Here is a 23,618-nt window from a genome sequence, read left to right as displayed (position 1 = left end):
TCAGGTATTTTTATTCGTCTGACTAAAAGGACTTTTATCGTCGCGAGGGCGGTTTTATGCGTGCATTCGCACCAGCTGATTTATTTGATGCCCGATTCAATCGGGATTCCCCACGATTGCGGGTGAGAAATTGGCAGTGTTGGCGAATCGATAATAAGAGTTAAAACCTTCCGTAAATAAAATACGGATACTAAAACCTCGGTATCGCCACAACCGCGTGATGACAAAAACGAACGGACGCGCCGCCCGTCGAAGCGTGGTCGTGCGGTTGCGGCAGAATTCCACAAAACGCCAATAAAATCCAAGCGACTTCTCGCAATTGCGGATTGCAAAAAACGACACATTTTTCCACTTATCCGCAAATGAAGAAAACCGCTGTCACGGAAAAGACGAATAAATAAAAATTCCGCTATAGTCGCCGTTTTCCAGACGCCAGCCGGGCAATAGAAGAGCATTGATAAGCCCGCCACCAGGAGTACATAAAATGAACGCCCGCGAACCCGCTTTCGTGTCTGTTTCCCGTAGCGCGCGCCTGCGCCAGATGCTCGTCAGCAACGAACTCGAATTCATGATGGAGGCCCATAACGGCCTGTCCGCCCGCATTGTTCGCGAAGCCGGCTTCAAGGCCATCTGGGGTTCGGGCCTCGCGATCTCCGCGCAATACGGCGTGCGCGACAACAACGAAGCAAGCTGGACGCAAGTGGTCGACACGCTCGAATTCATGGCGGACGCCAGCGATCTGCCGATCCTGCTCGACGGCGATACCGGCTACGGCAACTTCAACAACGTGCGCCGCCTGGTGCGCAAACTCGAACAGCGCGGCATTGCCGGCGTGTGTATCGAAGACAAGCAATTCCCCAAGACCAACAGCTTCATCAACGGCGAAGCGCAGCCGCTCGCCGATATGGACGAGTTCTGCGGCAAGATCAAGGCCGGTAAAGACTCGCAGTCCGATGAGAATTTTTCGATCGTCGCGCGGGTTGAAGCGTTGATCGCCGGCTGGGGTATGGACGAAGCGCTGCGTCGCGCGGAAGCGTATCGCCAGGCCGGCGCGGACGCGATCCTGATTCACAGCAAGCTGTCGCGTCCCGACGAAATTCTCGAATTCGCGCGCGAATGGGCCGGCCGCGGCCCGCTCGTGATCGTGCCGACCAAGTACTACAGCACGCCCACCGAAGTGTTCCGCGAAGCCGGCATCAGCACGGTGATCTGGGCGAACCATTTGATCCGCGCGGCGACGTCGGCCATGCAGGCCGTCGCCAAGGAAATCCATTCGAGCGAAACGCTCGTCAATGTGGAAGACAGCATTGCCGCCGTCAACGAAATCTTCCGCCTGCAAGACGCCGACGAATACTCGGAAGCCGAGGATCGCTACCTGTCGAGCGGCCGTGCCGCCGGTTCCGCGGTCGTGCTCGCGGCGAGCCGCGGCAAGGGTCTCGAAGCCGTGACCGAAGACCGTCCGAAAGTGATGCTGCCGATCGCCGGCAAGCCGCTCTTGCGCTGGCTCGTCGATGCGTTCAAGAAGCAGGGCGTGAACGACATTACTGTGGTCGGCGGTTATCGCGCCGATGCGATCGACACGGCGGGCATCAAGCTCGTCGTCAATGAACAACATGCGCAAACCGGCGAACTCGCGTCGCTCGCCTGCGCGATCGACAAACTTGCGGGCGACACGGTGGTCTCGTACGGCGATCTGCTGTTCCGCAGCTACATCCTGCGCGATCTCGTGGAGAGCGAAGCGGCGTTCAGCGTGGTGGTCGATTCGTCATTGACCGACGCCGAAAATGCCAGTGTGCGCGATTTCGCGTGGTGTTCGGCCGCCGACGACCGCGGCCTGTTCGGCAATAAGGTCGTGCTGCGTCATGTGTCGAGCGGGCAGGATGCATCCTCGGCGATCGCGTCGCAAACACCGCATGGCCGCTGGGTCGGTTTGCTGAATGTGCGCGGTGAAGGCCGTGAGCGTTTGCAGGCGGTGATGAGCCAATTGCAGGCGCGCGCGGATTTCGCGTCGCTCGACATGCCGGCGTTGCTGAACGCGCTGATCGAAGCGGGCGAATCGATTGAAGTGCAATACGTGCACGGGCACTGGCGCGGCGTGAACGACCTCGAAGACTTCCGCCGTGCGGGCGATTTCGCGCACGCGCAGGCGCCGTTCGCGGCCGCGGTTGGCGCAGCCGGCAAAGATGCGACGGACGCAGCGAGCGGAGCCGCGCAATGATCGAGGCAGCACAGTTCGTCGAGGCGGCGCGCGAGCGCGGCTTCGACTGGTACGCGGGCGTGCCGTGCTCGTATCTGACGCCGTTCATCAACTACGTGTTGCAGGACGAATCGTTGCATTACGTGTCGGCGGCCAATGAAGGCGACGCCGTCGCGTTGATCGCGGGCGTCACGCTTGGCGCGCAAAACGGCCGGCGCGGCATCACCATGATGCAGAACTCCGGGCTCGGCAACGCTGTGAGCCCGTTGACCTCGCTCACGTGGACCTTCCGTCTGCCGCAATTGCTGATCGTCACGTGGCGCGGCCAGCCCGGTGTCGCCGACGAACCGCAGCACGCGCTGATGGGTCCGGTTACACCCGCGATGCTCGAGACGATGGAGATTCCCTGGGAAACCTTCCCGACCGAAGCCGATGCAATCGGCCCGGCGCTCGAACGCGCCATCGCGCATATGGATGAAACCGGCCGCCCGTACGCGCTTGTGATGCAGAAGGGCAGCGTGGCGCCGTACGAATTGAAGGACAGTGGTGCGAACGAGCGCCGCGCGCCTGTCACGCCGCAATCGCAGTTCACGAATGTGGCGGCGAGCGAACTGGCTTCGCGTCACGACGCGCTAAACAAGGTGATCGCGCACACGCCGCTCGAATCGACGGTGGTGCTCGCGTCGACCGGCTTTTGCGGGCGCGAGCTCTACGCGATCGACGATCGTGCGAACCAGTTGTACATGGTCGGCTCGATGGGTTGCGTGACGCCGTTCGCGCTGGGTCTTGCGTTGTCGCGTCCCGACCTGCACGTGGTCGCGCTCGACGGCGACGGCGCCGCGCTGATGCGCATGGGCGCGTTCGCCACCATCGGCGCGTACGATCCGTCGAATCTCACGCACGTGCTGCTCGATAACGGCGCGCACGATTCGACCGGCGGCCAGGCCACGGTCTCGCCGCAAGTTTCGTTTGCGGGCGTGGCGGCGGCGTGCGGCTATGCGTCGGCGCTCGAAAGCGACGACGTGAATGTGCTCGACGCCCTGTTCGACGCCGCGCCGCTCGACGGCCCACGCTTCGTGCGTCTGGCCATTCGCCGCGGCACACCCGACGGGCTGCCGCGTCCCACCATCACGCCGCCCGATGTGAAGACGCGTCTGATGCGCCACATCGGCGCCGCTTGAAGTCAACCTCGAGTCAAACTCGATTCAACGTCAGGGAACGCTCATGCTGCTGCTTAATCCCGGCCCGGTGACGCTCACCGAACGCGTTCGCAACAGCCTGTTGCAGACGGATCTGTGCCATCGCGAAAGCGAATTTTTCGATTTGCAGGAAGAGGCCCGCACGCGCCTCGTCGATCTCTACGGTCTCGACGCGAGCGAATGGCAGGCGGTGCTGATGACCGGCTCCGGCACGGCGGCCGTCGAAAGCATGACTGCTGCGCTGGTGCCGCAGAACGGCAAACTGCTCGTGGTGGAAAACGGCGTGTATGGCGAGCGTATTTCGCAGATCGCGACGCAATACGGCATCGCGCACGAATCGCTGAAGCACGACTGGATGCAGGCGCCCGATCTCACCAGGATCGCCGAACGCCTCGACGCGGACAAGGCGTTCACGCACGTCGCCGTGATCCATCATGAAACCACCACGGGCCGTCTGAACGATCTGGTTGCGCTCGGCGCATTGTGCCGCGAACGCGGACTGCGTCTGCTGGTGGACGGCGTGAGCAGCTTCGGCGCGGAGACGATCGATTTCGCCGATACCAGTGTCGACGCAGTCGCCGCCACGGCGAACAAATGTCTGCATGGTGTGCCGGGCGCCTCGTTCGTGCTGGTGCGCCGCGCGGCGCTCGCCCAAGCGGCGAGCCGCACGTATTACCTGGATCTCGGCCGTCTCGCGAAGTTGCAGGATCAGCGCAACACGCCGTTCACGCCGTCGGTGCACGCGTACTACGCACTGGTCGAAGCGCTGCGCGAACTCGCCGACGAAGGCGGCTGGCGCGCGCGTCACGCGCGCTATGCGGCGCTGGCCGAACAGGCGCGGGCGGGCCTCGCCGAGCGCGGCATCGGCAGCGTGTTGCCGCCGGAAGAGTCGTCGGTGGTGCTGCGCGCGTACCGTTTGCCACAAGGCATCGCGTATCCGCACCTGCACGACGCGCTGAAGGCGCGCGGCTTCGTCATCTATGCAGGGCAAGGCGGCTTGTCGGCCGAACTGTTCCGCATCTCGACGATGGGCAACATTCACGCCGCCGACATCGACCGTCTGTTGCAAGGCTTTACCGAACTGATGCGCTGATTCGCGCTTGCGGTGGCTGGCCGCGCAACGCGGTCACACCGGGTCTTTGTCGGGCGGCCCATCGGGCCGCTGCGGCTCCTCTGTGTGATGGCCGGGCGACGGCGGCACCAGCGGATCGGCTTCCGGGTCGCGGTTCGGATCGGCGTTGGGGTCGGGAATCGGACTGGTATGCATGTCGTAGCTCATGGCAGCACCTTTGAGTGGAGAAGAAGCCGGTGCGGCGACGGCGTCGAACTCTCGCCGGCCGTCCTCTTCAAGCGTAGGCCTTTCCGGCGCGCCCCGTCTGCTACTTTTTCACGCGACGACCCACGCTGAGCTGCCAGTAGCGCTCGGTCGCGAAGATGTCGTCGTAATTGCCTGCGCCAAACGCGCGCAACTGGCTCTCATAAGCATAGACCGCCTCGCGTTTGAGTTGCGCCCGGCGCTGCCCATCGATGGTGTGGCCGGCGCTCGGACTGGCGGGCGTCGCGACGATGCCGCGCTGCGCGAGATCGGCGAGCCGCGCCTGCACCACGCCGGGCGTGCGCCGGTGAATCGCTTCCTCGTAGCCGAACCAGGTGAGATGCGACAGGCGCGGCAGGATTTCACAGCAGGCTTCGAACACTCGCACGTGGTCGTCGTGATACAGGCCGAGCGGCATCAGCAACGTGTTGGCGGTAGTGCGGTAGATGGTTTCTTCGAGCGCCGCCGCCATTTTGCTGATCGACGGCGAGTCCGAATACTGGCTGTCGCGAAATGGCATGCGCAGCGGAATCGCGTCGAGCACTTCGAGTGCGCGGTTGTCTTCCAGTGTGCGTTCGTGGATGGCCTGATGGGCGTCCGTGAAGCCTGACTTTTCATCCCATTCGGTGTGCATCGGCTGCTCGGGCGGCGCGGCGAATACCGTGCACACGGCGGCGTCGGGATGGGCGGCGAGCAATGCGCCGCAACTGAAGACGGCGTCGTCGAAATGGGGCGAGACAATGAAAAGGCGCGGGCTGGTTTCGCTCATGGGGCGTGTGATGGGTTCGCGACGCGCGGGCCGGGGACGAAACGGGTAGAGGCTCGAGTGTCGCGCCGGTGCTTGAGAAAATGCGGCGTCACATCAGCTTAGGCGGAATCGTTGCGGCTTGCGCGGCGGGTTTTTGGTGTGCAAGCCGCGTGCCTGAGGGCTCGACGGGTGGTGGGTGAATCCCGGAACGCCCCTCTTGGCTACGCGTGTGCCTCCATCCGCACGACTTTCCGTTCCTGTTAATCGCGCACGTATGATCGCTATATGCGGATAAAAGATCATCTGTGATCGATTAAGTCGATTTCCTTGACCCAGGAACAATGCGCGCGGACAATAGGAAACCCATATCCTGAAGTACCGCTCATATGGAAACCGCAAAGCCGCATAAGCGCTCACATGTGAGCGTTAAAAGAAAAAGAGATCCGCTCCCCCTGCCGGTCGTGCGTGCCTTGAAGAAACTCGGAGCCGACCTTGCGCTGGCGCGCCGTCGACGCCGGTTGACTCAGGCGTCAATGGCCGAGCGCATTCAGACGTCCGTTGCTACGCTGCGTCGCATGGAACACGGCGACGAACGTATCTCTATCGGCACGATCGCGCAGGCGTTTCTCGTTCTGGGTGAGCTGGACAAAATCGACGGACTAATGGATTCCGCTGGCGATACCATCGGGCTGACCTTAATGAACCAGCAACTGCCGCAGCGGGTTCGCAACAAACGTGTCACGCCCGAATCGGGGGCACTATGAAGCGGCCTGTGTCGCAGCAGATCGTCCGGGTGGCGCTTGGGCAAGCGGCGCTTCCCGTTGGCGCCCTGACTTTCAACAAGGACGGCGCACGCGAAAACTCAAGCTTTGCTTATCACGAAGCGTGGCTGCAATCCACCGACCGGTTCGAGATTTCGCCCGATTTGCAGCTGGTTTACGGTCAGCAGTTTCGTAAGGCGCCCAGCAGAGACGATTCGATTTTTCACTTCGCATTTGCGGATACCGAGCCCGACGGATGGGGATGCCGGGTGATCGCGCGTGACCACGCGAGGCGTCGCAAGTCGGCGCAGGAGAAGGGGCTGGAGGTCCCGCGCGCCGGGCTCACGGAGATGGACTACCTGCTGGGCGTCGACGATATGAGCCGGATCGGTGCGTTGCGATTCGTGGATGAAGCGGGCAACTATTTGCGCAGCATTGAAGACGGAGGGCGTGGCACGCCGCCCTTGCTCGAATTGGGTCATTTGATCGGCGCCACTCGCGCGGTCGAGATGAACAGGGAAACCGCGGCCGACCTGAAGTATTTGCGCGGTCGGGGGACGTCGCTTGGCGGTATGCGACCCAAGTGCACGATTCTCGATGAGGACGGGCAACTGGCCATCGGCAAATTTCCCAGCGTCAACGACGACCGCAATGTCACGCGTGGGGAAGTGCTCGCTCTTCATCTGGCCGCAGCCGCCGGCATTACGGTGGCGCAATCGCGCATTGTCATGTCGGAAGACATCCCGGTTGCGCTCGTGCGCCGCTTTGATCGTGTCGCGAACGGCGGCCGGATTCCGTACCTCTCGGCTGGCTCCATGCTGCAAGCGTCACGGCAGGAAGAGCACGCCTATACCCAGATAGCTGATTGCATCATCGCGCGTTGCGTGGACCCGAAGCGCGACCTCGAGGAGTTGTGGCGACGACTCGTGTTCAATCTGCTGATTACCAATGTCGACGACCATGTGCAGAACCACGGTTTCCTGCACGTCGAGCATGGGCAGTGGCGGCTCGCGCCGGCGTTCGACATCAACCCTTTCCCGGATAAGGACCCCGAGTTGAAGCTGTGGCTCAATGAAGACTACGGGCCGGTCGACTCGATCGAGGCCGTGATGAATGAAGCCCCTTATTTCAGGCTCTCCGCCGATGAGGCGAAACGCATTCTCAATGAAGTTCGCAACGCGGTCAGAGACTGGAAACGCGTCGCGAAGTCGGCACCGGTCGGCATGACTGACGACGACCTCGATGCCTTCCAGCCCGCGTTCGAAAACGAGCAGGTCAAGGTGGCAACGGCCCTGCAATGATTTTGGATGAGCAGAGGCATACGATAGCCAATCAATAAAGCCGACGCGTGTGCGAGCAGCACAAATCCAGCGGTAAAAAAGCTACGCCTCTTTCGCCGCCAACGTCGCCGCGTGACTGAACGCCGTCACCATGCCCGCGACGATATCCTCGCGCAGCCGGCTGTCGGCCATTTTCAGCGCATAAGACGGATGCCACGTCGGCACGATCAGCCGGCCGCCGTGATCGATGGTCTGCCCCAGATATTCCGACAGATTGACGTGCGCGCCGGTCAACGCCTTCAGCGCCGTCGCGCCGAGTGTGACGACCACGCGCGGCGCGATGTGCGCGAGCTCGTGGTCCAGCCAGTACTGGCAAGCCTCGACCTCGCGCCGCGCGGGCGTTCGGTGGACGCGCTGCTGCTCCAGCGTTTCCCATTTGTAATGCTTGACGGCATAGGTCAGATAGAGCGCCGCGCGATCGAGGCCGGCGCGCGCAAGCACCGTGTCGAGCAGTTGACCGGCGGGGCCCATGAAGGGCACGCCGTGCTGGTTCTCATGCTCGCCGGGTTGTTCGCCGACCACCATGAGCGCGGCGTGAGCGGGACCGGCGCCCGCGACGGCCTGCTTTGCGTTGCGCCACAACGCGCAGCGCCGACAGGTGGCCAGCGGGCCGGTGGGCTCGCGCAAGGGTGGCGTCACTGCCGAATATTCGAGCGGCGGCATCTCCGGAACGGTGACAGTGCCGCTCTGTGCGCCGAGACGGCTGCGCTTGCACGCGAGTTGCGCGGGCAGCGGCGGACCAGCGGGCGGCGTTCTCCAGTAACGCAGCGGCATGGGCGCCGGCGCGCCATTGAATACGCTGGCGTAGTAGGCGAGCCAAAGCGCCTCGGTGGGTTCGCTGGTCGTCGCTTCGCCGGCCATGGCGGCGGGCGGCAATGTCGGCGTGGTCGAGCCGTTCGGCTGGCTCGGTGGTGATGTGGGCGTGGTCGGTCCGCTCCGCTGGCCCGGCGGCAATGCTGGCGTGGCTAGCCCGTTCCGTTGCACGACCGCCAAAGCGTGCGTGACGTGCCCGTTTTCTTCCGTTGCCGGCCGGCTGATGCGCAGCAACATGCCGTTCCAGAACACCGCGCCCTGCGGCGTAGCCAGCATCCACGTGGAATCGCCCATGCGCTCGGCAAAACGCTCGGCGGCCTGCGCCAGCAAATCATGATGCGGCTCGTACCAGCCGACGAATTCCGGCGGTCCCATGGACGGATCGCGTCGCCTGAACAGGGTGAGCGCCACCAGATCGCCGGTTTCGTGCTCGACCGACTGGATGCGCCGATCGAGCAGCGCGCCGTCGGCGTCTTGCGGATCGAGGACGTGGCGTTCGCCGTGTGTCCAACGCCACAGGATGCGATAGAGCAGGGACCAGCGGTCCGGCGCGTAAAAGCACGCCGCCGTTTTCAGCCAGGCGAGCAGTTCACGAGGAACGGCGGGCGTAGGGGCGGCCGAAGCGGTGGCGGAACCTTGTTGAGCATTTGGGTTGCCGTTATGCGAGCCGGCCGGATCACACGAATCGCATTCAACCCACTCGATCCGCTCCGGTTCGACGCCTTGCCGTAACAGTTCCCGCGCCGCATGGCGCCAGGCGGCAAAAGACGGTTCGATAGAAATACGTTTCATGCGGACGCGCCGCGGCTGTGCGTGACTAAACGCATCAAACCGTGAAATACTGTATGGATATACAGTATGCGCCTGAATGCCGGCCCAGATCAAGCGTGTCAGCAGTCGCGGCCGATTGCGCCGAAGATAGTGTGTCTACCGGCAACGCCAGACTGACCAGGCACACAACTACAGCTTGCGCAAATCCTCAGGCGTATCGACGTCGCGCAAGATACCCGCATCGTCCACATCAAGCCGCGTCACCTGCTGCGACATGAACAAGGATCTGGCGCCCATATCGCCGTCGAGCGCCAGCAGCGCGTCGCGATGCTCGATGCCGAAGCCGACCGGATGCCCGCGCTGTCCCTGGTAAAACGGCGCGACCAGCGAAGCGCCGCCGTCCAGCGCGCGCGCCACGGCTTCGATCGTGGTAGTGGCGATGCGCGGCATGTCCGCAAGCGCGACGATCCAGCCCTCGGCCTCCGCGCTTGCCTCGACACCGGCGGCGAGGCTTGCGCCCATGCCGCGTTCGGCGTCCGCCGCGAACACCACGTCGCAGCCGGCGTCGTTGAGCAGGCGCGCGAGCGCGTCCGAACCCGGCCGCACCACGGCCACCACCTGCGTCACGACCCGCAGCAGCCGATGCGCGGCTTCATGCGCCACCGGCGTGCCGTCGGGCATGCGTGCCAGCAGTTTGCTGTGGAGGCCTTCCGGGTCGAAGCGCAAGCCGAAACCGGCGGCGAGCAACACGCCAGTGGCGAGCGAAGCGTAGGCCATGGGCGGGCACCGGTAGAAGGAATGAGGTCGATTGTGCGATGCAACGCGGTCACAGGCAAGCGCGAATATCAATGCGCGGCGCTCGCCGCCTCGATTCGCGCCGCGACCGCAAAAGCGCGCCCATCAAACCTGCATCGCGCCCATGACCTTATCGAGCGTGACGGGCAAATCGCGCACGCGCACACCGGTGGCGTGATATACCGCGTTCGCAATCGCCGCCGGCACGCCCGTAATACCGATCTCGCCGATACCTCGTACCCCGAGCGAGTTGATATACGGATCCGGCCGGTCGATAAAGGTAATGTCGAGCGAGCCGATATCGGCATTCACCGGCACGTGATATTCGGCGAGATTTGCATTGGTGAAGCGGCCATAGCGCGTATCGAGCGAGGTCTCTTCCTGTAGCGCCGCCCCGACGCCCCACACGATGCCACCCATCAACTGGCTGCGCGCCGTCTTCAGGTTGAGCACGCGGCCCACGTCGTACACGCCGACCACGCGTGCCACGCGGATCGTGCCGAGATCGGCATCGACGTGCACCTCCGCGAACACCGCGCCGAACGAGTGAAACGAGTACTTCTGCTTTTCGTCGCCCGGCTTGACGGTCGCACTCGCCTCGATCGGCTTGCCGCCCGAGCGCGCGATGATCGCCGCCGCCGGATCGCGCTTGCCCGGTTGCGAGCGGCTCATCACCCAGCCGTTTTCCACGGTGATGTCGTCGAGCGCGATGCCGTACACGGGCGAAGCCTGATCGGCAAGCGCGAGCGCGATCAACTGGCTGCGCGCCTGGCTCGCCGCGTCGCGCACGGCCGGCGATACGCTCGCGGCCGACTGCGATCCGCCCGACACCGGCGCTCTGGGCAGCGACGAATCGCCGAGCGCGAAGTGGATGTTCTCCGGCGCGAAGCCGAGTGCGTCGGCGGCCACCTGGGTCATCACGGTGTAGGTGCCGGTGCCGATATCCTGCGTCCCGGAGGCGACCATCGCGGTGCCGTCCGGCAAGATCCGCGCAACGGCGCTGGCTTCGCTGCGATTGGCCGGATAGGTGGCGGTCGCCATGCCCATGCCGATCAGCGTGCTGCCGTTGCGCATCGAGCGAGGCGCCGGCGAGCGGCGCGACCAGCCGAATTTCTCCGCGCCGGTCTGATAGCACTCGCGTAAGGATTTGCCCGACCATGGTTTATTTTCCTGCGGATCGGCCTCGGCGTAATTCTTGATGCGAAGCGCGAGCGGGTCCATCTTCAAGGCCGCCGCGAGTTCGTCCATGGCCGATTCGAGCGCGAACGAACCGGTCGTCTCACCCGGCGCACGCATGAAGGTCGGCGTGCCGAGATTGAGCGGCACGATGCGGTGCGTGGTCACCTGGTTCGGCACCGCGTACAGCATGCGTGTGACCATGCAGCAGGTCTCGGTCCAGTCTTCGATCACCGAGGTGTTCGAGATGCTGTCGTGGCGCATCGCGGTCAGCGTGCCGTCGTGGCGCGCGGCGAGCACGAAGTGCTGTTCGGTGCGCGGCCGCGCGCCGACCGGCCCGAACATCTGCGGCCGTTCGAGTACGAGCCGCACGGGGCGCCCGGTCTGTTTCGCCGCCATCGCGCACAAGGACACATGCGACCACGACGAGCCCTTGCAACCGAAGCCGCCGCCCACGAATGGCGAAATCACGCGCACGTCGCCGGGCGAAACGCCGAGCGTTCTGGCGATTGCCTGCGCCGCGCTGCTGACGCCTTGCGTCGAATCGTAGAGCGTGAGTTGCGGACCGTCCCAACGCGCCATGGTGGCGTGCGGCTCCATCGGGTTGTGATGTTCGATCGGCGTGGTGTACGTCGCGTCCACGCGTACCGCACCGCTTTGCAGGCCGTCGTCGAAGCTGCCGCGTCGCGTGTCGGTTTGCCGGCCTTGGGGTTTGTCCGGCGCGTGCGCGTTCGGCTTGGCCTGCGCGAAGTCCAGCGCCGCTGCGCCGCTCTGATACGTGATGCGCAATTGATGCGCGGCGTCGGTGGCGTGTTCCAGCGTGTCGGCCACGACCACGGCGACCGGCTCGTTGTTGTAGTGAATCTGATTGTCCTGAAGCAGCGAAAGGCGGCGTCCCGCGGGCGGCGCCAATGCGGCTTTGCCGCCGTTGGGCAGACGCGGCGCGTTCTGATACGTCATCACGAGCAGCACGCCGGGCAGTGACTGCGCGCGGCTCGCATCGATCGATGCAATGGTGCCGCGCGCGATCGTGCTGGTGACGAGCACCGCATGCGCGAGACGCGCTTCGGGAAATTCGGCGGCGTAACGCGCTTCGCCGGTGACCTTGAACAGACCGTCGATCCGGTCGACGGGTTGGCCGATGAGATTCATGCGACACCTCCCGCGTGCCCGGCGGCCTGGTTCACGGCGCGCACGATCGCACGCTGCGCGAGCTCCACCTTGAAGCGATTCTCGCGCTGCGGCCGCGCTTCGCGCAATCCGGCCGAGGCGGCGTTATTCAGCATTGCCTGCGTGAGCGGCTGGCCGTTGAGCATCTGTTCCGCGACACTCGCGCGCCACGGTTTGTGCGCGACGCCGCCCAACGCGATGCGCGCGGTCTTTACGCGAGTGCCGTCCATCTGCAAGGCGGCGGCGACCGAGATCAGCGCGAATGCGTAACTGGCGCGGTCACGCACTTTCAGATAATGCGAGTTCGCGCTGAAGAGCGGCGGCGGAAGATCGACAGCCGTAATCAGTTCGCCGGGCTGCAACGTGGTGTCGACATCCGGCCGGTCGCCGGGAAGCCGGTGAAAGTCGGCGAACGCAATGGTTCGCTCGCCGGCCGGGCCGCTCACGCGCACCACGGCATCGAGCGCGGCAAGCGCCACGCTCATATCCGACGGATTCACCGCGATGCATTGCGGACTCGCACCGAGAATCGCATGGGTGCGATTGTGGCCGTCGAGCGCCGCGCAGCCGCTGCCCGGCATGCGCTTGTTGCACTGCGTGAAGGCCGTGTCGTAGAAGTAGCCGCAACGCGTGCGTTGCAGCAGATTGCCGCCGACGGTCGCCATATTGCGCAATTGCGACGACGCGCCCGCCAGAAATGCTTGCGAGAGCAACGGGTATTGCTCGCGCACCAGCGCGTGATTGGCGGCATCGCTGTTGCGCACCAGCGCGCCGAGCCGGATGCCGCCGTCCGGCAGTGTGGTGACCGTATCCAGTCCGCCGATATGCGTGATATCGATTAGCCGCATCGGCCGCGCTACGCCGCCCTTCATCAGATCGAGCAGATTCGTGCCGCCGCCGATGAACACCGCCCCTGGCTGCTGCGCTGCCCGCACTGCGCCGGCGACATCGCCGGCGCGTTCGTATGAGATCGCATCCATGCTGTCGCTCCGTCAGGCGTTGGGGGTGTTGTTGCCGCTGTTCTGGCCGCCACCTTCGTGCACCGCGCGTACGGCGGCCACGATATTCGCGTAGGCACCGCAGCGGCAAAGGTTGCCGCTCATGCGTTCGCGGATTTCGTCGTCGGAGAGTTGGGCGGGGCGGCTGCGGACATCGGCCGTGACGGTGCTGGCGGTGCCGTTGCGGAATTCGTTCAGAAGGGCGGTCGCGGAACACAACTGCCCGGGCGTGCAGTAACCGCATTGAAAGGCATCGTGTTCAATGAAGGCGCGCTGCATCGGACTCAATCCGCCGTTGGCGGCAAGGCCTTCAACCGTCGTGATGGTCTCGCCTTCATGCATCACGGCGAGAGTCAGGCAGGAGTTGATACGGCGGCCGTCGGCGAGCACCGTGCATGCACCGCACTGTCCGCGATCGCAGCCCTTCTTCGTGCCCATCAGGCCCGCGTATTCCCTTAATGCATCGAGCAAGGTCACGCGCGGCTCGAGTTGCAGCGTGTATGCGCGGCCATTCACGGTCAGCGTGACCGGACGCGGCGGCACCGCTTGCTGAACCTGAGCCGGCGGCGCGGTCGGGGTTTGGGTTTGCGCGCGCAGATGCGGCGCAGCGCCGACTGTGGCGGCAGCGGCAGCAGATTGAAGAAAGCGGCGGCGTGAAGGTTGTGTTGGGATGGCGGCTTGGACGTCGCCCGGATCCTGACTTTCGTTATGCGAAGACATGACGTCTATTGACTCCATTGAAAGGTCAATGCAGGCTAGCGATGCGTCGGTATCCGAAGCGTCGCGATCCATTGGACAGTACGCGGCAATTTCGGTGCCGTTGCATTCACAACGGTATTAGCAAATATCGGAGACGAAAAACGTGAAGTCCAATCTCAGAGTCGAGCCCACGCAACGACCGGTCCCGGTGGTGCGAACCCTGGCGATCATGTTGGCGGTGGCAGTCGTGCTGACTGCATGCCACAGCGGCGGTAGCGAAAGTAACCCGCCACCGCAAGCCAATACGCTGCCCAGCTTTATCACCACAGCATCGGTCAAGAGCCAATCCTACGACGGCAATACCGACGACCTGCTCACCGCGGGCCTCGGCAAAACCGGCCTCGGATCGGCTGCGGCGCCGGCCATTGCGAACGCTGCGCAACCTACCGCCGCCGAGCTCCGCCGCCTCGCCATCTGGTCGAACTATCGCGCGCTCGTCGACATGACGGCGAACGGGGGCTATGGACGCTTCTGGGGGCCGAATGTCGATCTGAACGGCAACGACACGCTCGGCGAAGGCAAGATCGCCGGCAAGGAATATCTCGCTTACGCCGACGACGGCAGCGGCATGCAGAACGTCACCATGCTGGTGCAGATACCAGCGAGCTTCAATCCTGATCAGCCGTGCATAGTCACGGCGACGTCATCTGGTTCGCGCGGCGTGTACGGCGCAATTTCCGCCGCCGGCGAGTGGGGGCTCAAGCGAGGTTGCGCGGTGGCGTACACCGATAAAGGCAGTGGCAACGGTGCGCACGAACTGTCGTCCAATCGGGTCACATTGATCGACGGCACCTTGCAGGATGCCACCGCCGCGGGCAAGGCCAGCCTCTTCACGGCCAACCTGGGCAACACCGATCTCGCCACTTACAACAGCCAGTTTCCGAATCGCTACGCGTTCAAGCATGCGCACTCGCAGCAGAATCCCGAGAAGGATTGGGGCAACGATACGTTGGAGGCGATCCAGTTCGCGTACTGGGCGCTCAACGATTCGTATGGCGCGCTCAACGGTTCGACCCGCACCGTGCGTTACGCGGGCGGAAGCATCACGACGATTGCGGCTTCGGTGAGCAATGGCGGCGGCGCGTCGCTCGCGGCGGCGGAACAGGACACGTCCGGTTGGATCACCGCGGTTGTCGTCGGCGAACCGCAGATCAATTTGCGCTTGCCCGCGCAGGTGTCGGTGGCTCAGGGCGGCGTGCCCGTCGGTGCATTCGGCAAGCCGCTCGCCGACTACATGACGCTCGCCAACCAGTTGCAACCGTGCGCGGCGCTCGCGCCCGCCGCGGCCGGCGCACCGTATCTGACGGCACTGCCGCTCGCCACGACCACGGCGATTCGCACCGCCCGCTGCGCGTCGCTCGCTAGCGCCGGCGTGATCGCGGGTGGGGACGTGACGACCCAGGCGATCAACGCGCTGGCGTTGCTGCATCAGAACGGCTACCAAACCGACTCCGATCTGCTGCAAGCGCCGATGTGGGACTCGCAAGCGGTGCCGGCTGTTGCAGTAACTTACGCAAATGCGTACGCGAAAGCGAGCGTCACCGCCAACCTCTGCGACTTCAGCTTCGGCACGACGAGCGCGACGGGAACAGCCGGCGTGACACCGGCCGTGTCGCCGATGCTGACGGTGTTCGGCAATGGCAACGGGGTGCCGCCGACCAACGGCATCAACCTCGTGTTCAACTCGGGCGGCGGAGCGGCGGACCACCGGCTGGCGACCCCGGACGGCAGTTACTCGGGCGCCTCCTGCCTGCGTACGCTGTGGACGAACGGCACGCTGGCCAACAGCGTCGAGGCCATTCGCGTGAACGCGAATCTGCATGGCAAGCCTGCCATCATCGTGCAGGGCCGCGCGGACGCGCTGGTGCCGATCAACCATGCGTCGCGGCCGTATCTCGGCCTGAATCAATTGAGCGAAGGCGGGGCGAGCAAGCTCTCGTTCTACGAAGTGACGAACGCCCAGCATTTCGATGCGTTCCTCGGCGTGGCGGGGTTCGACTCGCGCTTCGTGCCGTTGCATTACTACAATCTTCAGGCGCTCAATCTGATGTGGAGTCATCTGAAGAGTGGTACGCCGCTGCCGCCGTCGCAGGTGATTCACACGGTGCCCCGTGGCGGCGCGGCCGGCGCCGCCCCCGCGCTGACCACGGCCAATCTGCCGGCGATCGCGGCGAGTCCGGGCATCAATGCGATCACCGTGACCAACGGCGCTGTGAACGTGCCGAACTGATTCGCGCGGACTGCACGCGCGAACTCACAACGACGGCAATCACGCGCGCGAGGTCGGCGCGTGCGACTGCCGTCGTGCTGTGAGGACAGTTGCCCGGGTATAAGCGATGCTACGGCAGATGCAGTGAAGCGCGTTCAAAGGAGAGCGAATGCAGTTCGACTACCGGCATTTCCATATCGATTGCCGCGCCCGCCATGACGACGACGGCCTCTACTACGCGAGAGCGAAGATCACTCGCGCGCCGCGCAAAAACGAGCACGTCCAGTCGCACGATTCCGGCGACATCGACGCCTTTTCCGACCAGGCGGATGCCATTTCGTGCGCGAGGTCGTGGGCGATCGAGTGGTGCGACGCAGCGGCGCAATAGCACGCATTGCAGGGAGGACATGCCGTGGCCAGGCTTCGAATCGCGACCTTCAACATCAACGGGATCCGCTCGCGTCTGCCGGCGCTGCTGCAGTGGCTCGAGCGCGAGGCGCCCGACATCGTCTGTTTGCAGGAACTCAAAGCGGTGGACAGCGCGTTTCCCGTGGAGCAACTGCGCGACGCGGGCTATGGCGCGATCTGGCAAGGGCAGAGCGCGTGGAACGGCGTGGCGATTCTGTCGAAAGGCGAAGCGCCGCTGGAGAGCCGCCGTGGCCTGCCCGGTTTCGAGGACGACACGCACAGCCGCTATCTCGAAGCCGCAGTGGGCGGCGTGCTGGTGGCGTGCCTCTACCTACCGAACGGCAATCCGCAACCGGGCCCCAAGTTCGACTATAAGCTGGCGTGGTTCGACCATTTCATCAGGCACGCGGCGAAGCTGTACAAAAGCGCTCATCCGGTCGTGCTGGCTGGCGACTTCAACGTGGTGCCCACCGACGAAGACATCTACAACCCGCGCTCCTGGCTGAAGGACGCGCTGCTGCAACCCGAGAGCCGCGAGCGCTACCAGCGGCTGCTCGCGCAAGGCTGGACCGACGCGCTGCGAACGCATTTCGGCGACGAGCGGGTCTACACCTTCTGGGACTATTTCCGCCGGCATTGGGACACGAACTCCGGCTTGCGCATTGACCATCTGCTGCTGAGCGCCGACCTCGCGCCGCGCATGCGCGACGCGGGCGTCGACCGCTGGGTGCGGGGCGAGCCGCACGCGAGTGATCATGCGCCTACGTGGGTCGAATTGGAGATGGACGCGGGGCGTCGCAAGAAAGGCGACGCGTAAAACGGTGCAAAACCGGCGCTGTACAAACGGCGGTGTACGAACACGAAACGGGCGATCGCCTGAAGCAGATCGCCCGGTGGTCAACCCCGTCAAAAATCAACGGCGATAATCGCGTCCTGCCGCACCGTGCGCCCACAGCGCGCCGGCCACAAAACCGGCGAGCGCCACCACCGCGATCGCGGTGAACGGGCTTTCCGCCGTGGTCTCACGCACGAGACTCGTCGTGCTCGCGGCCAGTTGCTGGGCTTTGCCGCTGAGCTCCTTCGCCTTGCCGGCCAGTTGCGTGCCGGTATCGCCCAGCACGTCGCCGACGGCGCCCTGTACCTTGCCCGCGACTTCCTTGACCGTGCCTTCCGCTGAATTGGCTGCCGAATTGGTGTCCATACGTTTTTGCTCCCATTGTCAAATTTACGTGTGAGCCATTGCGATCGCAACGCTGTCACACCAAGGTCTCACGTACGCCGCGCCGGAAAGCGCGACTTACGTTCACCAGACAGGGCGCAAGAAGCGCGCCCGAGCGAAAAATGCAAAAACGGGGGCGCCGGACGGGCGCTCAGTGGCGCCGCCGGGAATTGATCCCCACGAAGATGGCCATCAGCATCAGGAAGCCGCCGAACAGCAGCGCCGAATTCACCGCCGCGTGCGTGAACCCGAGCCTGTCGACATTGATGAACGGATAAGGGTAGAAATCGGACAAGCGCCCGCGCCAGAAGGTCACGCCGAGGTAGGTCAGCGGATACACCAGCCACCACAGACAATGCCGCAGCTTGAGATGAAAGCGCGGCACGAACAGCACCCAGTAGAGCGCGGAGAGCATGGGCAAGACGCTATGGAGCGATTCGTTGAGCAGCATCCGCAATGCCGTGGGCGTCCAGTAACCGCGCAACAGCAGGTTGTAGGCGATCCCCACGAATGCCATGTACACCACCACGGCGGTGACGACGGTAGGCTGCCGGAAAAAGCGCGCGGGCGTCGATCTGTGCCTGCGCAAGGCCACACAGGTAAAACAGATCGCGCAGGCGAGCGCCGTGAGATTGGTGAGGTAACTGCTCATGCGGGCGAGGCCGTCGAGCACGGTGAGCCCGCGGGCGAGCGTGCGATCGATCGTGACCTCGGCTTGCGCGACGATCGAAATCCACGCAATGACGGCGATGATCGCGGCGAGTGTCACCGACGACACACTGGGCGTATGCAGCGGAAGTTCGGGCTCCCGTTGCTCGGAAAGGGCGGGGCGCATGGGTTCGATTTTATACACACAGGTGCCGTGCAATGTGCGTTATCGAGCGCACCCGCCAAATCTATCGGACGCGCGGCCGAAAAATGCTACGGCGTGCTATGCGAACCGGTTACGGGTTGCAAGCGTGCGACTACTGCGGGAATGCCTGAGCTTGCCGGCGTGGCTTCGTCGATCGCGGTGCGTCCGCCGTCGTGAAAGAAGGCGAGTTCCGCGGCCTTGTTCAACACCAGAATGCTGATGCGCCGATTGGTCGGCTCGTCGGTCACATGGCTGTTCAGCGGCAATACGTCGGCCAGTCCGCGCACCTGCAGCAGCTTTTCGCCATGCATGCCACCGGCGACCAGCGCGCGGCGCGCGGCGTTCGCGCGTTCCGACGACAGCTCCCAGTTCGAATAACCTTCCGGGCCCGCGGTGTATGGCACCGCATCGGTATGGCCGGCGATCGAAACGCGGTTGTCGACGTCGTTCAGCGCTGCGCCGATCTGCGTGAGGATCGTCACCGCATACGGCTGAAGCTTCGAACTGCCGGAAGGGAACATCGGCCGGTTCTGCGAATCGACGATCTCGATACGCAGCCCTTCGTTCGTGATCGAGATGCGGATCTGATCCTTGAATGCCTTCAAAGTGGGGCTTTGTTCGATCAAGGCGGTGAGCTTCGCCTTCAGTTGCTCGAGACGCGCCGCATCGGACGGTGCCACCGACGGCGTCGCCGCGGAGGGCGGCGTCGGTTCGGCCTGGCTTTTCCTGCCGACTGCAGGCGTCGTATCGGAGATGTCGCGGCCGCCGCCTTGCACCACGCTCGGACGCGCGGCGGCTGTGCCTTCATTGCCGCCGAGCAGGCTCGACAGCGGCGTGTTGAAATAATCCTCGATACCCTGCTTGTCAAACTTCGACGTGGAGCCGAGCAGCCACATCAGCAGGAAGAACGCCATCATCGCGGTGACGAAATCGGCGTAGGCGATCTTCCATGCGCCGCCGTGATTGCCGCCATGGTCGGCGGCTTTTTTCGAACGGCGCACGATCACCGGCGCCGGCTGCCGCTCATCCTGCGAGGCGCGCGATCTTCTTTCGCTCATCATGCCGCTCCGCGTCAGGCCGACTTCGGCATCTTGGTGGCGCGCACGGCGTCGTCGAGTTCCTGGAAGCTCGGACGGTCGGCGGTGAACAGCACCTTGCGGCCGAACTCGACTGCGATCGGCGGCGCATAGCCGGAGAGCGACGCGAGCAGCACCGCCTTCACGCACTGGTATGGCTTGGCTTCGGCGCGGCCCTTTGCGTTGAGCAGATCGGCCATGGGGCCGATGAAGCCATATGCGAGCAGAATGCCGAGGAATGTGCCGACCAGCGCGCCGGCGATCATCTCGCCGAGCACGGCGGGCGGTGCGCCCACCGAACCCATGGTGTGAACGACGCCCATGACCGCTGCGACGATGCCGAAGGCGGGCAGGCCATCGGCCATCTTCTGAATCGCGTTGGCCGCGACCGATGCTTCCGCGTGATGCGTGGCCAGTTCCTCATCCATCAGGTCCTGCACTTCGAGCACGTTCACGTTGCCGCCGGACATCATGCGCAGATAATCGACAATGAAGTCGAGCAGATGATGATCTTCCAGCACGTGCGGGTACTTCTGGAAAATCACGCTTTCTTCCGGCGCACCGACCTCGGCTTCGAGCGACATCATGCCTTCTTTGCGCGCCTTCTGAAGCAGTTCATAAAGCAGCGCGATCAGCTCCAGATATTTTTCCTTGGTGTAGCCGCCACCTTTGAAACATGACGGAATCGCCTTGATGGTTTTGCGCAGCGTGGAAGTCGGATTGCTCACGACAAACGCGCCGATTGCCGCACCGAAAATACACAGTAATTCGAAGGGCTGAAGCAGCGCCGGCAAGTGCCCGCCCACGCCGATAAAGCTACCGATCACAGAACCGATCACCAGAAGCCACCCGATTGCAACAAACATACTCTCTCCGATTATCTTGCGCGGCGCATGCTCGATCAGAGCAGGTCCTGTTTCGAGGACTTTTCTGGTGCGTCACAAAAGTTTTTGCATGTATGGGTAAACGGCTGAATTCGCCGTTGCTGAAGTGCTCGCCCGCGTGAAACGCCGAAAATTCACTAATCAGTTAGTTTTCGAAAAAGACGCCGGTAAATTTGCCCGCGTTTCGCGATCGTTGCCATTGCAACCTGTATTGGGCGATCCCGGTATAACCCGAGTCACTATGCCCCGCTGATGCAAAGAGGATACGTAACCTTTATACCGATCGGTCTGCTAGCATGACGTGCAGTTTGCATCGCCGGCCACTCATGTGCGAGCCTTGCCGCGTAACCGTGCCCCGCCGATCACGAACCCCGGCAGCGCCAGCACTCAACCGGAGAGGAATCCCCTTTGCGAGCCTCGACATCTGCTGCTCAACGTTGGCTGGGTCACAAGGCCGCCGCCTGCCTCACGGGCGCCGGCCTGCTGTTCATTCCCACGCTCAGTGACGCCCAGGAATTTTCGCTATTCGGCGGCGGCTCGCGCGCGAGCAGTATCAACACCTATACGTGGGCCTTCAACTATCAGGAAGGCCTCGGGCAATATTTCGCCGCGAGCTTCACCTGGCTCAACGAAGGGCATATTCCCGACCATCACCGTGACGGCCAGATGGTCCAGTTGTGGGGGCGCATTCCCGTGGGCAGTCCGCAATTCGTGCTGCAAGCCGGTGTCGGCCCCTATCGCTATTTCGATACGACCACCTCCGAGCAGGGCGGCAGCTATTCCAACACGCACGGCTGGGGTGTGGTGTACAGCGTCCGCGCCGCGTACTACGCGTCGAACCGGTGGATTACGCAGCTTCAGTTGAATCGCGTGCACGTTCAGCGCGGACCGGATTCGAGCGGCGTGATGTTCGGCGTCGGCTATCAGCTCGACGCGCCAGGCTCGCCCGGTCCGCGTGACTGGGCGAGCGGCAGCGCGCACAAGGTCACCAATAACGAAGTAGCGGTGTATCTCGGCAAAACCATCGTCAACTCGACCAGTTCGCCGACTGCGCTGGGCGGCGCAGTCGAGTACCGGCGCGGCCTCGCGAAGTATCTCGACGTGACAGTCGGCTATCTTCACGAAGGCAGCAGCAAGGTGGCGCGGCGCGATGGCCTGACGAGCCAGTTGTGGGCCACGCGCGCGTTTCTCGACGACAAGGTTTCGCTGGCGGTCGGCCTTGGCGCTTACTATGCGATCAACGAGAACGAAAACAGCGCGACCCCCGGGCCGGGCGCCGGCAAGTTCTCCGGTCTCGTCACGATTGCGGGCTCCTATCGGCTGACCGGGCACTGGAACGCGCGGCTTGAATGGAATCGCGTCGTGACCCGTTATGATCGCGATTCGGATGTGATTTTCGGCGGTGTCGGCTATCGTTGGTGAGGGCTCATGCGTCAGTCGCCGGATGTCGTCGTGCCAGCAGAAGCAGTCTCTCGAACCGCTAGTCAAGAACCGGAAAAACGGAGAACAGCATGAAAGCCAGCACCATCGCCGAACGGGAGGCCCGGGGCCGTGCCGCTCGCGAGCATTCGAAACGTTCGAGCCATAAGGCGGTAGGCGAACTCCATCGCAACCCGATCGAGTTGCTCAGGCAAAGCAGCGAGGATCGGGTGCACAACCTCGTGCCGCTGCGCTACGGGCGCATGGCCGCCTCGCCTTTCACGTTTTTTCGCGGCACCGCGCTTCTGCAGGCGCACGACCTCAGCCAGGTGCGCGACTCGGGCCTGACCATGCCGATCTGCGGCGACGGCCATCTGATGAATTTCGGCGGTTTCGCCACGCCGGAGCGGCAACTCATCTTCGATCTGAACGACTTCGACGAGGTATCGGTTGGACCGTTCGAGTGGGACCTGAAGCGTTTGACCGCGAGCCTCGTCGTCGCCGCGCGTCATATGCGCCTGAGTCGGGGCGCGGCGGAAAATCTCGTGATGACGGCGGTCACCGAATACCGCGATCGCATGTCGCAGTATGCGCAATGCGGCGCGCTCGAACTCTGGTACGACCGCATCACCTTCGACCGCATGGCGGAAACCGCGCTGACGCCGGAAGCCCGCCGCGCCGTGCGGCGCGGCATGGAAAAAGCCGCGAGCCGGACGCACGAAAACCTGCTCGAGAAAATGGCGGAGCGCGACGGCGAACGCTGGACGATTCGCGACGCGCCACCGGCGCTGTTCCATGTGCTCGGTGCGAACACGCTGTTCACCGAGGAAGAAACCGAAGCGTACAGAACCGGGAACTCGCGCAAGATGCTCGAACGCATGTGGGGCGAGTATCTGAAGACGATGTCGCATGACCGGCGCGAACTGCTCAGTCATTTCACCGTGCAGGATATCGTGTTCAAAGTGGTGGGCGTGGGTAGCGTCGGCACGCGCTGCATGGTGGTGCTGTTGGTCGATCACATGGGTAAGCCGCTGTTCCTGCAGATGAAGGAGGCGCGGCCTTCGGTGATCGCGCGATTCTACAAGTCTCCAGTCCACAAGCATGAGGGCGAGCGCGTCGTGCAGGGACAGCGCATGCTGCAGGCCGCGAGCGATATCTTTCTCGGTTGGGCGACGGGGCCGCTCGGGCGGCATTTCTATTTCCGGCAGCTGCGCGATATGAAGCTCTCGGCGAACATCGAGCTGTTCGATATCGAACTGCTGGGCGGCTATGCACGGCTATGCGGCTGGATCATGGCGCGCGCGCATGCCAAGGCGAGCGGGCAGGCGATTGAAGTCAGCGCGTATATCGGCCGTGGCGATCAGTTCGCGGAAGCGCTCGCCGGCTATGCGGCCGCCTACGCGGATCAGGTGGAGCGCGATTACGACGTGTTCCTGAAAGCGTGCCGCAGCGGCCAGCTCGAGGCGCGCACCGACGAAGACATGGCGGCGGATTTCCGCATGTAGCGG

21 protein-coding genes are annotated in these 23,618 nt (G+C 63.7%); 10 read left to right on the top strand and 11 right to left on the bottom strand.

What is annotated here, in order from left to right; all coding sequences use genetic code 11:
- The first annotated feature begins 484 nt into the window (after nt 1-484).
- The 3 genes from aepX to B0G81_RS14830 are packed head-to-tail and all read left to right on the top strand — an operon-like array spanning nt 485 to nt 4,489.
- Nucleotides 485-2,218 carry a phosphoenolpyruvate mutase gene (gene aepX / locus B0G81_RS14840; RefSeq protein WP_134136809.1) on the top strand — a complete coding sequence of 578 codons (1,734 nt, stop codon included), beginning with the start codon at nt 485-487 and terminating at the stop codon, nt 2,216-2,218.
- Nucleotides 2,215-3,378, top strand: a complete 1,164-nt coding sequence (gene aepY, locus B0G81_RS14835) for a phosphonopyruvate decarboxylase (protein ID WP_134136806.1) — start codon at nt 2,215-2,217, stop codon at nt 3,376-3,378. The genes aepX and aepY overlap by 4 nt, the downstream gene beginning before the upstream one ends.
- 43 nt (nt 3,379-3,421) lie before the next feature.
- Nucleotides 3,422-4,489, top strand: coding sequence for a 2-aminoethylphosphonate aminotransferase (locus tag B0G81_RS14830; protein WP_134136802.1), 1,068 nt, complete (start codon nt 3,422-3,424; stop codon nt 4,487-4,489).
- Nucleotides 4,490-4,522: 33 nt separating this feature from the next.
- On the opposite strand, the gene B0G81_RS43640 is transcribed toward B0G81_RS14830, so the two are convergent.
- Both B0G81_RS43640 and B0G81_RS14825 read right to left on the bottom strand, forming a co-directional pair.
- Nucleotides 4,523-4,663: a hypothetical protein gene (locus B0G81_RS43640; RefSeq protein ID WP_165924003.1), complete on the bottom strand. Its 141-nt coding sequence runs from the start codon at nt 4,661-4,663 to the stop codon at nt 4,523-4,525.
- A gap of 112 nt (nt 4,664-4,775) precedes the next feature.
- A complete protein-coding gene (locus tag B0G81_RS14825) occupies nt 4,776-5,480 on the bottom strand; it encodes a PIG-L family deacetylase (RefSeq protein ID WP_134136797.1) in 705 nt (234 codons plus the stop codon).
- A gap of 365 nt (nt 5,481-5,845) precedes the next feature.
- Between B0G81_RS14825 and B0G81_RS14820 the strand changes: the two genes are divergently transcribed.
- On the top strand, nt 5,846-6,223 hold the full coding sequence (locus tag B0G81_RS14820; protein ID WP_134136794.1) for a helix-turn-helix transcriptional regulator: 378 nt from the start codon (nt 5,846-5,848) through the stop codon (nt 6,221-6,223).
- The gene (locus tag B0G81_RS14815; protein WP_134136791.1) at nt 6,220-7,521 is read left to right on the top strand and encodes a type II toxin-antitoxin system HipA family toxin; all 1,302 of its coding nucleotides are present in this window, start codon (nt 6,220-6,222) and stop codon (nt 7,519-7,521) included. The genes B0G81_RS14820 and B0G81_RS14815 overlap by 4 nt, the downstream gene beginning before the upstream one ends.
- 81 nt (nt 7,522-7,602) lie before the next feature.
- Here B0G81_RS14815 and B0G81_RS14810 read toward each other — a convergent pair whose 3' ends face one another.
- The 5 genes from B0G81_RS14810 to B0G81_RS14790 form a co-directional block, all read right to left on the bottom strand.
- Nucleotides 7,603-9,165, bottom strand: a complete 1,563-nt coding sequence (locus B0G81_RS14810) for a UdgX family uracil-DNA binding protein (protein ID WP_134136787.1) — start codon at nt 9,163-9,165, stop codon at nt 7,603-7,605.
- A 168-nt stretch (nt 9,166-9,333) separates the two neighbouring features.
- Nucleotides 9,334-9,921 (bottom strand): nucleotidyltransferase family protein, encoded by a 588-nt coding sequence (locus B0G81_RS14805; RefSeq protein WP_134136785.1) that lies wholly within the window; start codon nt 9,919-9,921, stop codon nt 9,334-9,336.
- A 123-nt stretch (nt 9,922-10,044) separates the two neighbouring features.
- Complete coding sequence (locus B0G81_RS14800) at nt 10,045-12,267, bottom strand: xanthine dehydrogenase family protein molybdopterin-binding subunit (RefSeq protein WP_134136781.1); 2,223 nt, start codon at nt 12,265-12,267, stop codon at nt 10,045-10,047.
- Nucleotides 12,264-13,265: a xanthine dehydrogenase family protein subunit M gene (locus B0G81_RS14795; protein ID WP_134136777.1), complete on the bottom strand. Its 1,002-nt coding sequence runs from the start codon at nt 13,263-13,265 to the stop codon at nt 12,264-12,266. Before B0G81_RS14795 ends, B0G81_RS14800 begins: the two co-directional genes overlap by 4 nt.
- Nucleotides 13,266-13,277: 12 nt before the next feature.
- On the bottom strand, nt 13,278-14,003 hold the full coding sequence (locus B0G81_RS14790; protein ID WP_134136772.1) for a 2Fe-2S iron-sulfur cluster-binding protein: 726 nt from the start codon (nt 14,001-14,003) through the stop codon (nt 13,278-13,280).
- A 208-nt stretch (nt 14,004-14,211) separates the two neighbouring features.
- On the opposite strand from B0G81_RS14790, the gene B0G81_RS14785 reads away from it, so the two are divergent.
- From B0G81_RS14785 to B0G81_RS14775, 3 genes are all read left to right on the top strand, one after another.
- Nucleotides 14,212-16,272: a D-(-)-3-hydroxybutyrate oligomer hydrolase gene (locus tag B0G81_RS14785; RefSeq protein ID WP_134143115.1), complete on the top strand. Its 2,061-nt coding sequence runs from the start codon at nt 14,212-14,214 to the stop codon at nt 16,270-16,272.
- 148 nt (nt 16,273-16,420) lie between these two features.
- A complete protein-coding gene (locus tag B0G81_RS14780; protein ID WP_116122004.1) occupies nt 16,421-16,639 on the top strand; it encodes a hypothetical protein in 219 nt (72 codons plus the stop codon).
- A 24-nt stretch (nt 16,640-16,663) separates the two neighbouring features.
- Nucleotides 16,664-17,476 carry an exodeoxyribonuclease III gene (locus B0G81_RS14775; RefSeq protein ID WP_116147840.1) on the top strand — a complete coding sequence of 271 codons (813 nt, stop codon included), beginning with the start codon at nt 16,664-16,666 and terminating at the stop codon, nt 17,474-17,476.
- A 96-nt stretch (nt 17,477-17,572) separates the two neighbouring features.
- On the opposite strand, the gene B0G81_RS14770 is transcribed toward B0G81_RS14775, so the two are convergent.
- The 4 genes from B0G81_RS14770 to motA all read right to left on the bottom strand — a co-directional run bounded on the left by B0G81_RS14770 (nt 17,573) and on the right by motA (nt 20,673).
- Nucleotides 17,573-17,860: a CsbD family protein gene (locus B0G81_RS14770; RefSeq protein WP_106282441.1), complete on the bottom strand. Its 288-nt coding sequence runs from the start codon at nt 17,858-17,860 to the stop codon at nt 17,573-17,575.
- Between the two features lie 169 nt (nt 17,861-18,029).
- A complete protein-coding gene (locus B0G81_RS14765) occupies nt 18,030-18,713 on the bottom strand; it encodes a Pr6Pr family membrane protein (RefSeq protein WP_134143114.1) in 684 nt (227 codons plus the stop codon).
- Between the two features lie 86 nt (nt 18,714-18,799).
- On the bottom strand, nt 18,800-19,789 hold the full coding sequence (gene motB / locus B0G81_RS14760; RefSeq protein ID WP_134136768.1) for a flagellar motor protein MotB: 990 nt from the start codon (nt 19,787-19,789) through the stop codon (nt 18,800-18,802).
- A 14-nt stretch (nt 19,790-19,803) separates the two neighbouring features.
- Nucleotides 19,804-20,673: a flagellar motor stator protein MotA gene (motA, locus tag B0G81_RS14755; protein ID WP_106282439.1), complete on the bottom strand. Its 870-nt coding sequence runs from the start codon at nt 20,671-20,673 to the stop codon at nt 19,804-19,806.
- Between the two features lie 459 nt (nt 20,674-21,132).
- Between motA and B0G81_RS14750 the strand changes: the two genes are divergently transcribed.
- Together B0G81_RS14750 and B0G81_RS14745 are read left to right on the top strand one after the other, a co-directional pair.
- Nucleotides 21,133-22,113, top strand: a complete 981-nt coding sequence (locus B0G81_RS14750; RefSeq protein ID WP_134143113.1) for a hypothetical protein — start codon at nt 21,133-21,135, stop codon at nt 22,111-22,113.
- 89 nt (nt 22,114-22,202) lie between these two features.
- A complete protein-coding gene (locus tag B0G81_RS14745) occupies nt 22,203-23,615 on the top strand; it encodes a DUF2252 domain-containing protein (protein ID WP_134136765.1) in 1,413 nt (470 codons plus the stop codon).
- The last annotated feature ends 3 nt before the right edge of the window (nt 23,616-23,618 follow it).

It is taken from the genome of Paraburkholderia sp. BL6665CI2N2 (genome assembly GCF_004366535.1).
GTDB lineage: Bacteria > Pseudomonadota > Gammaproteobacteria > Burkholderiales > Burkholderiaceae > Paraburkholderia.
The sequence above is the reverse complement of the archived record's forward strand: the minus strand, read 5'-3'. Positions and strand labels throughout refer to the sequence as shown.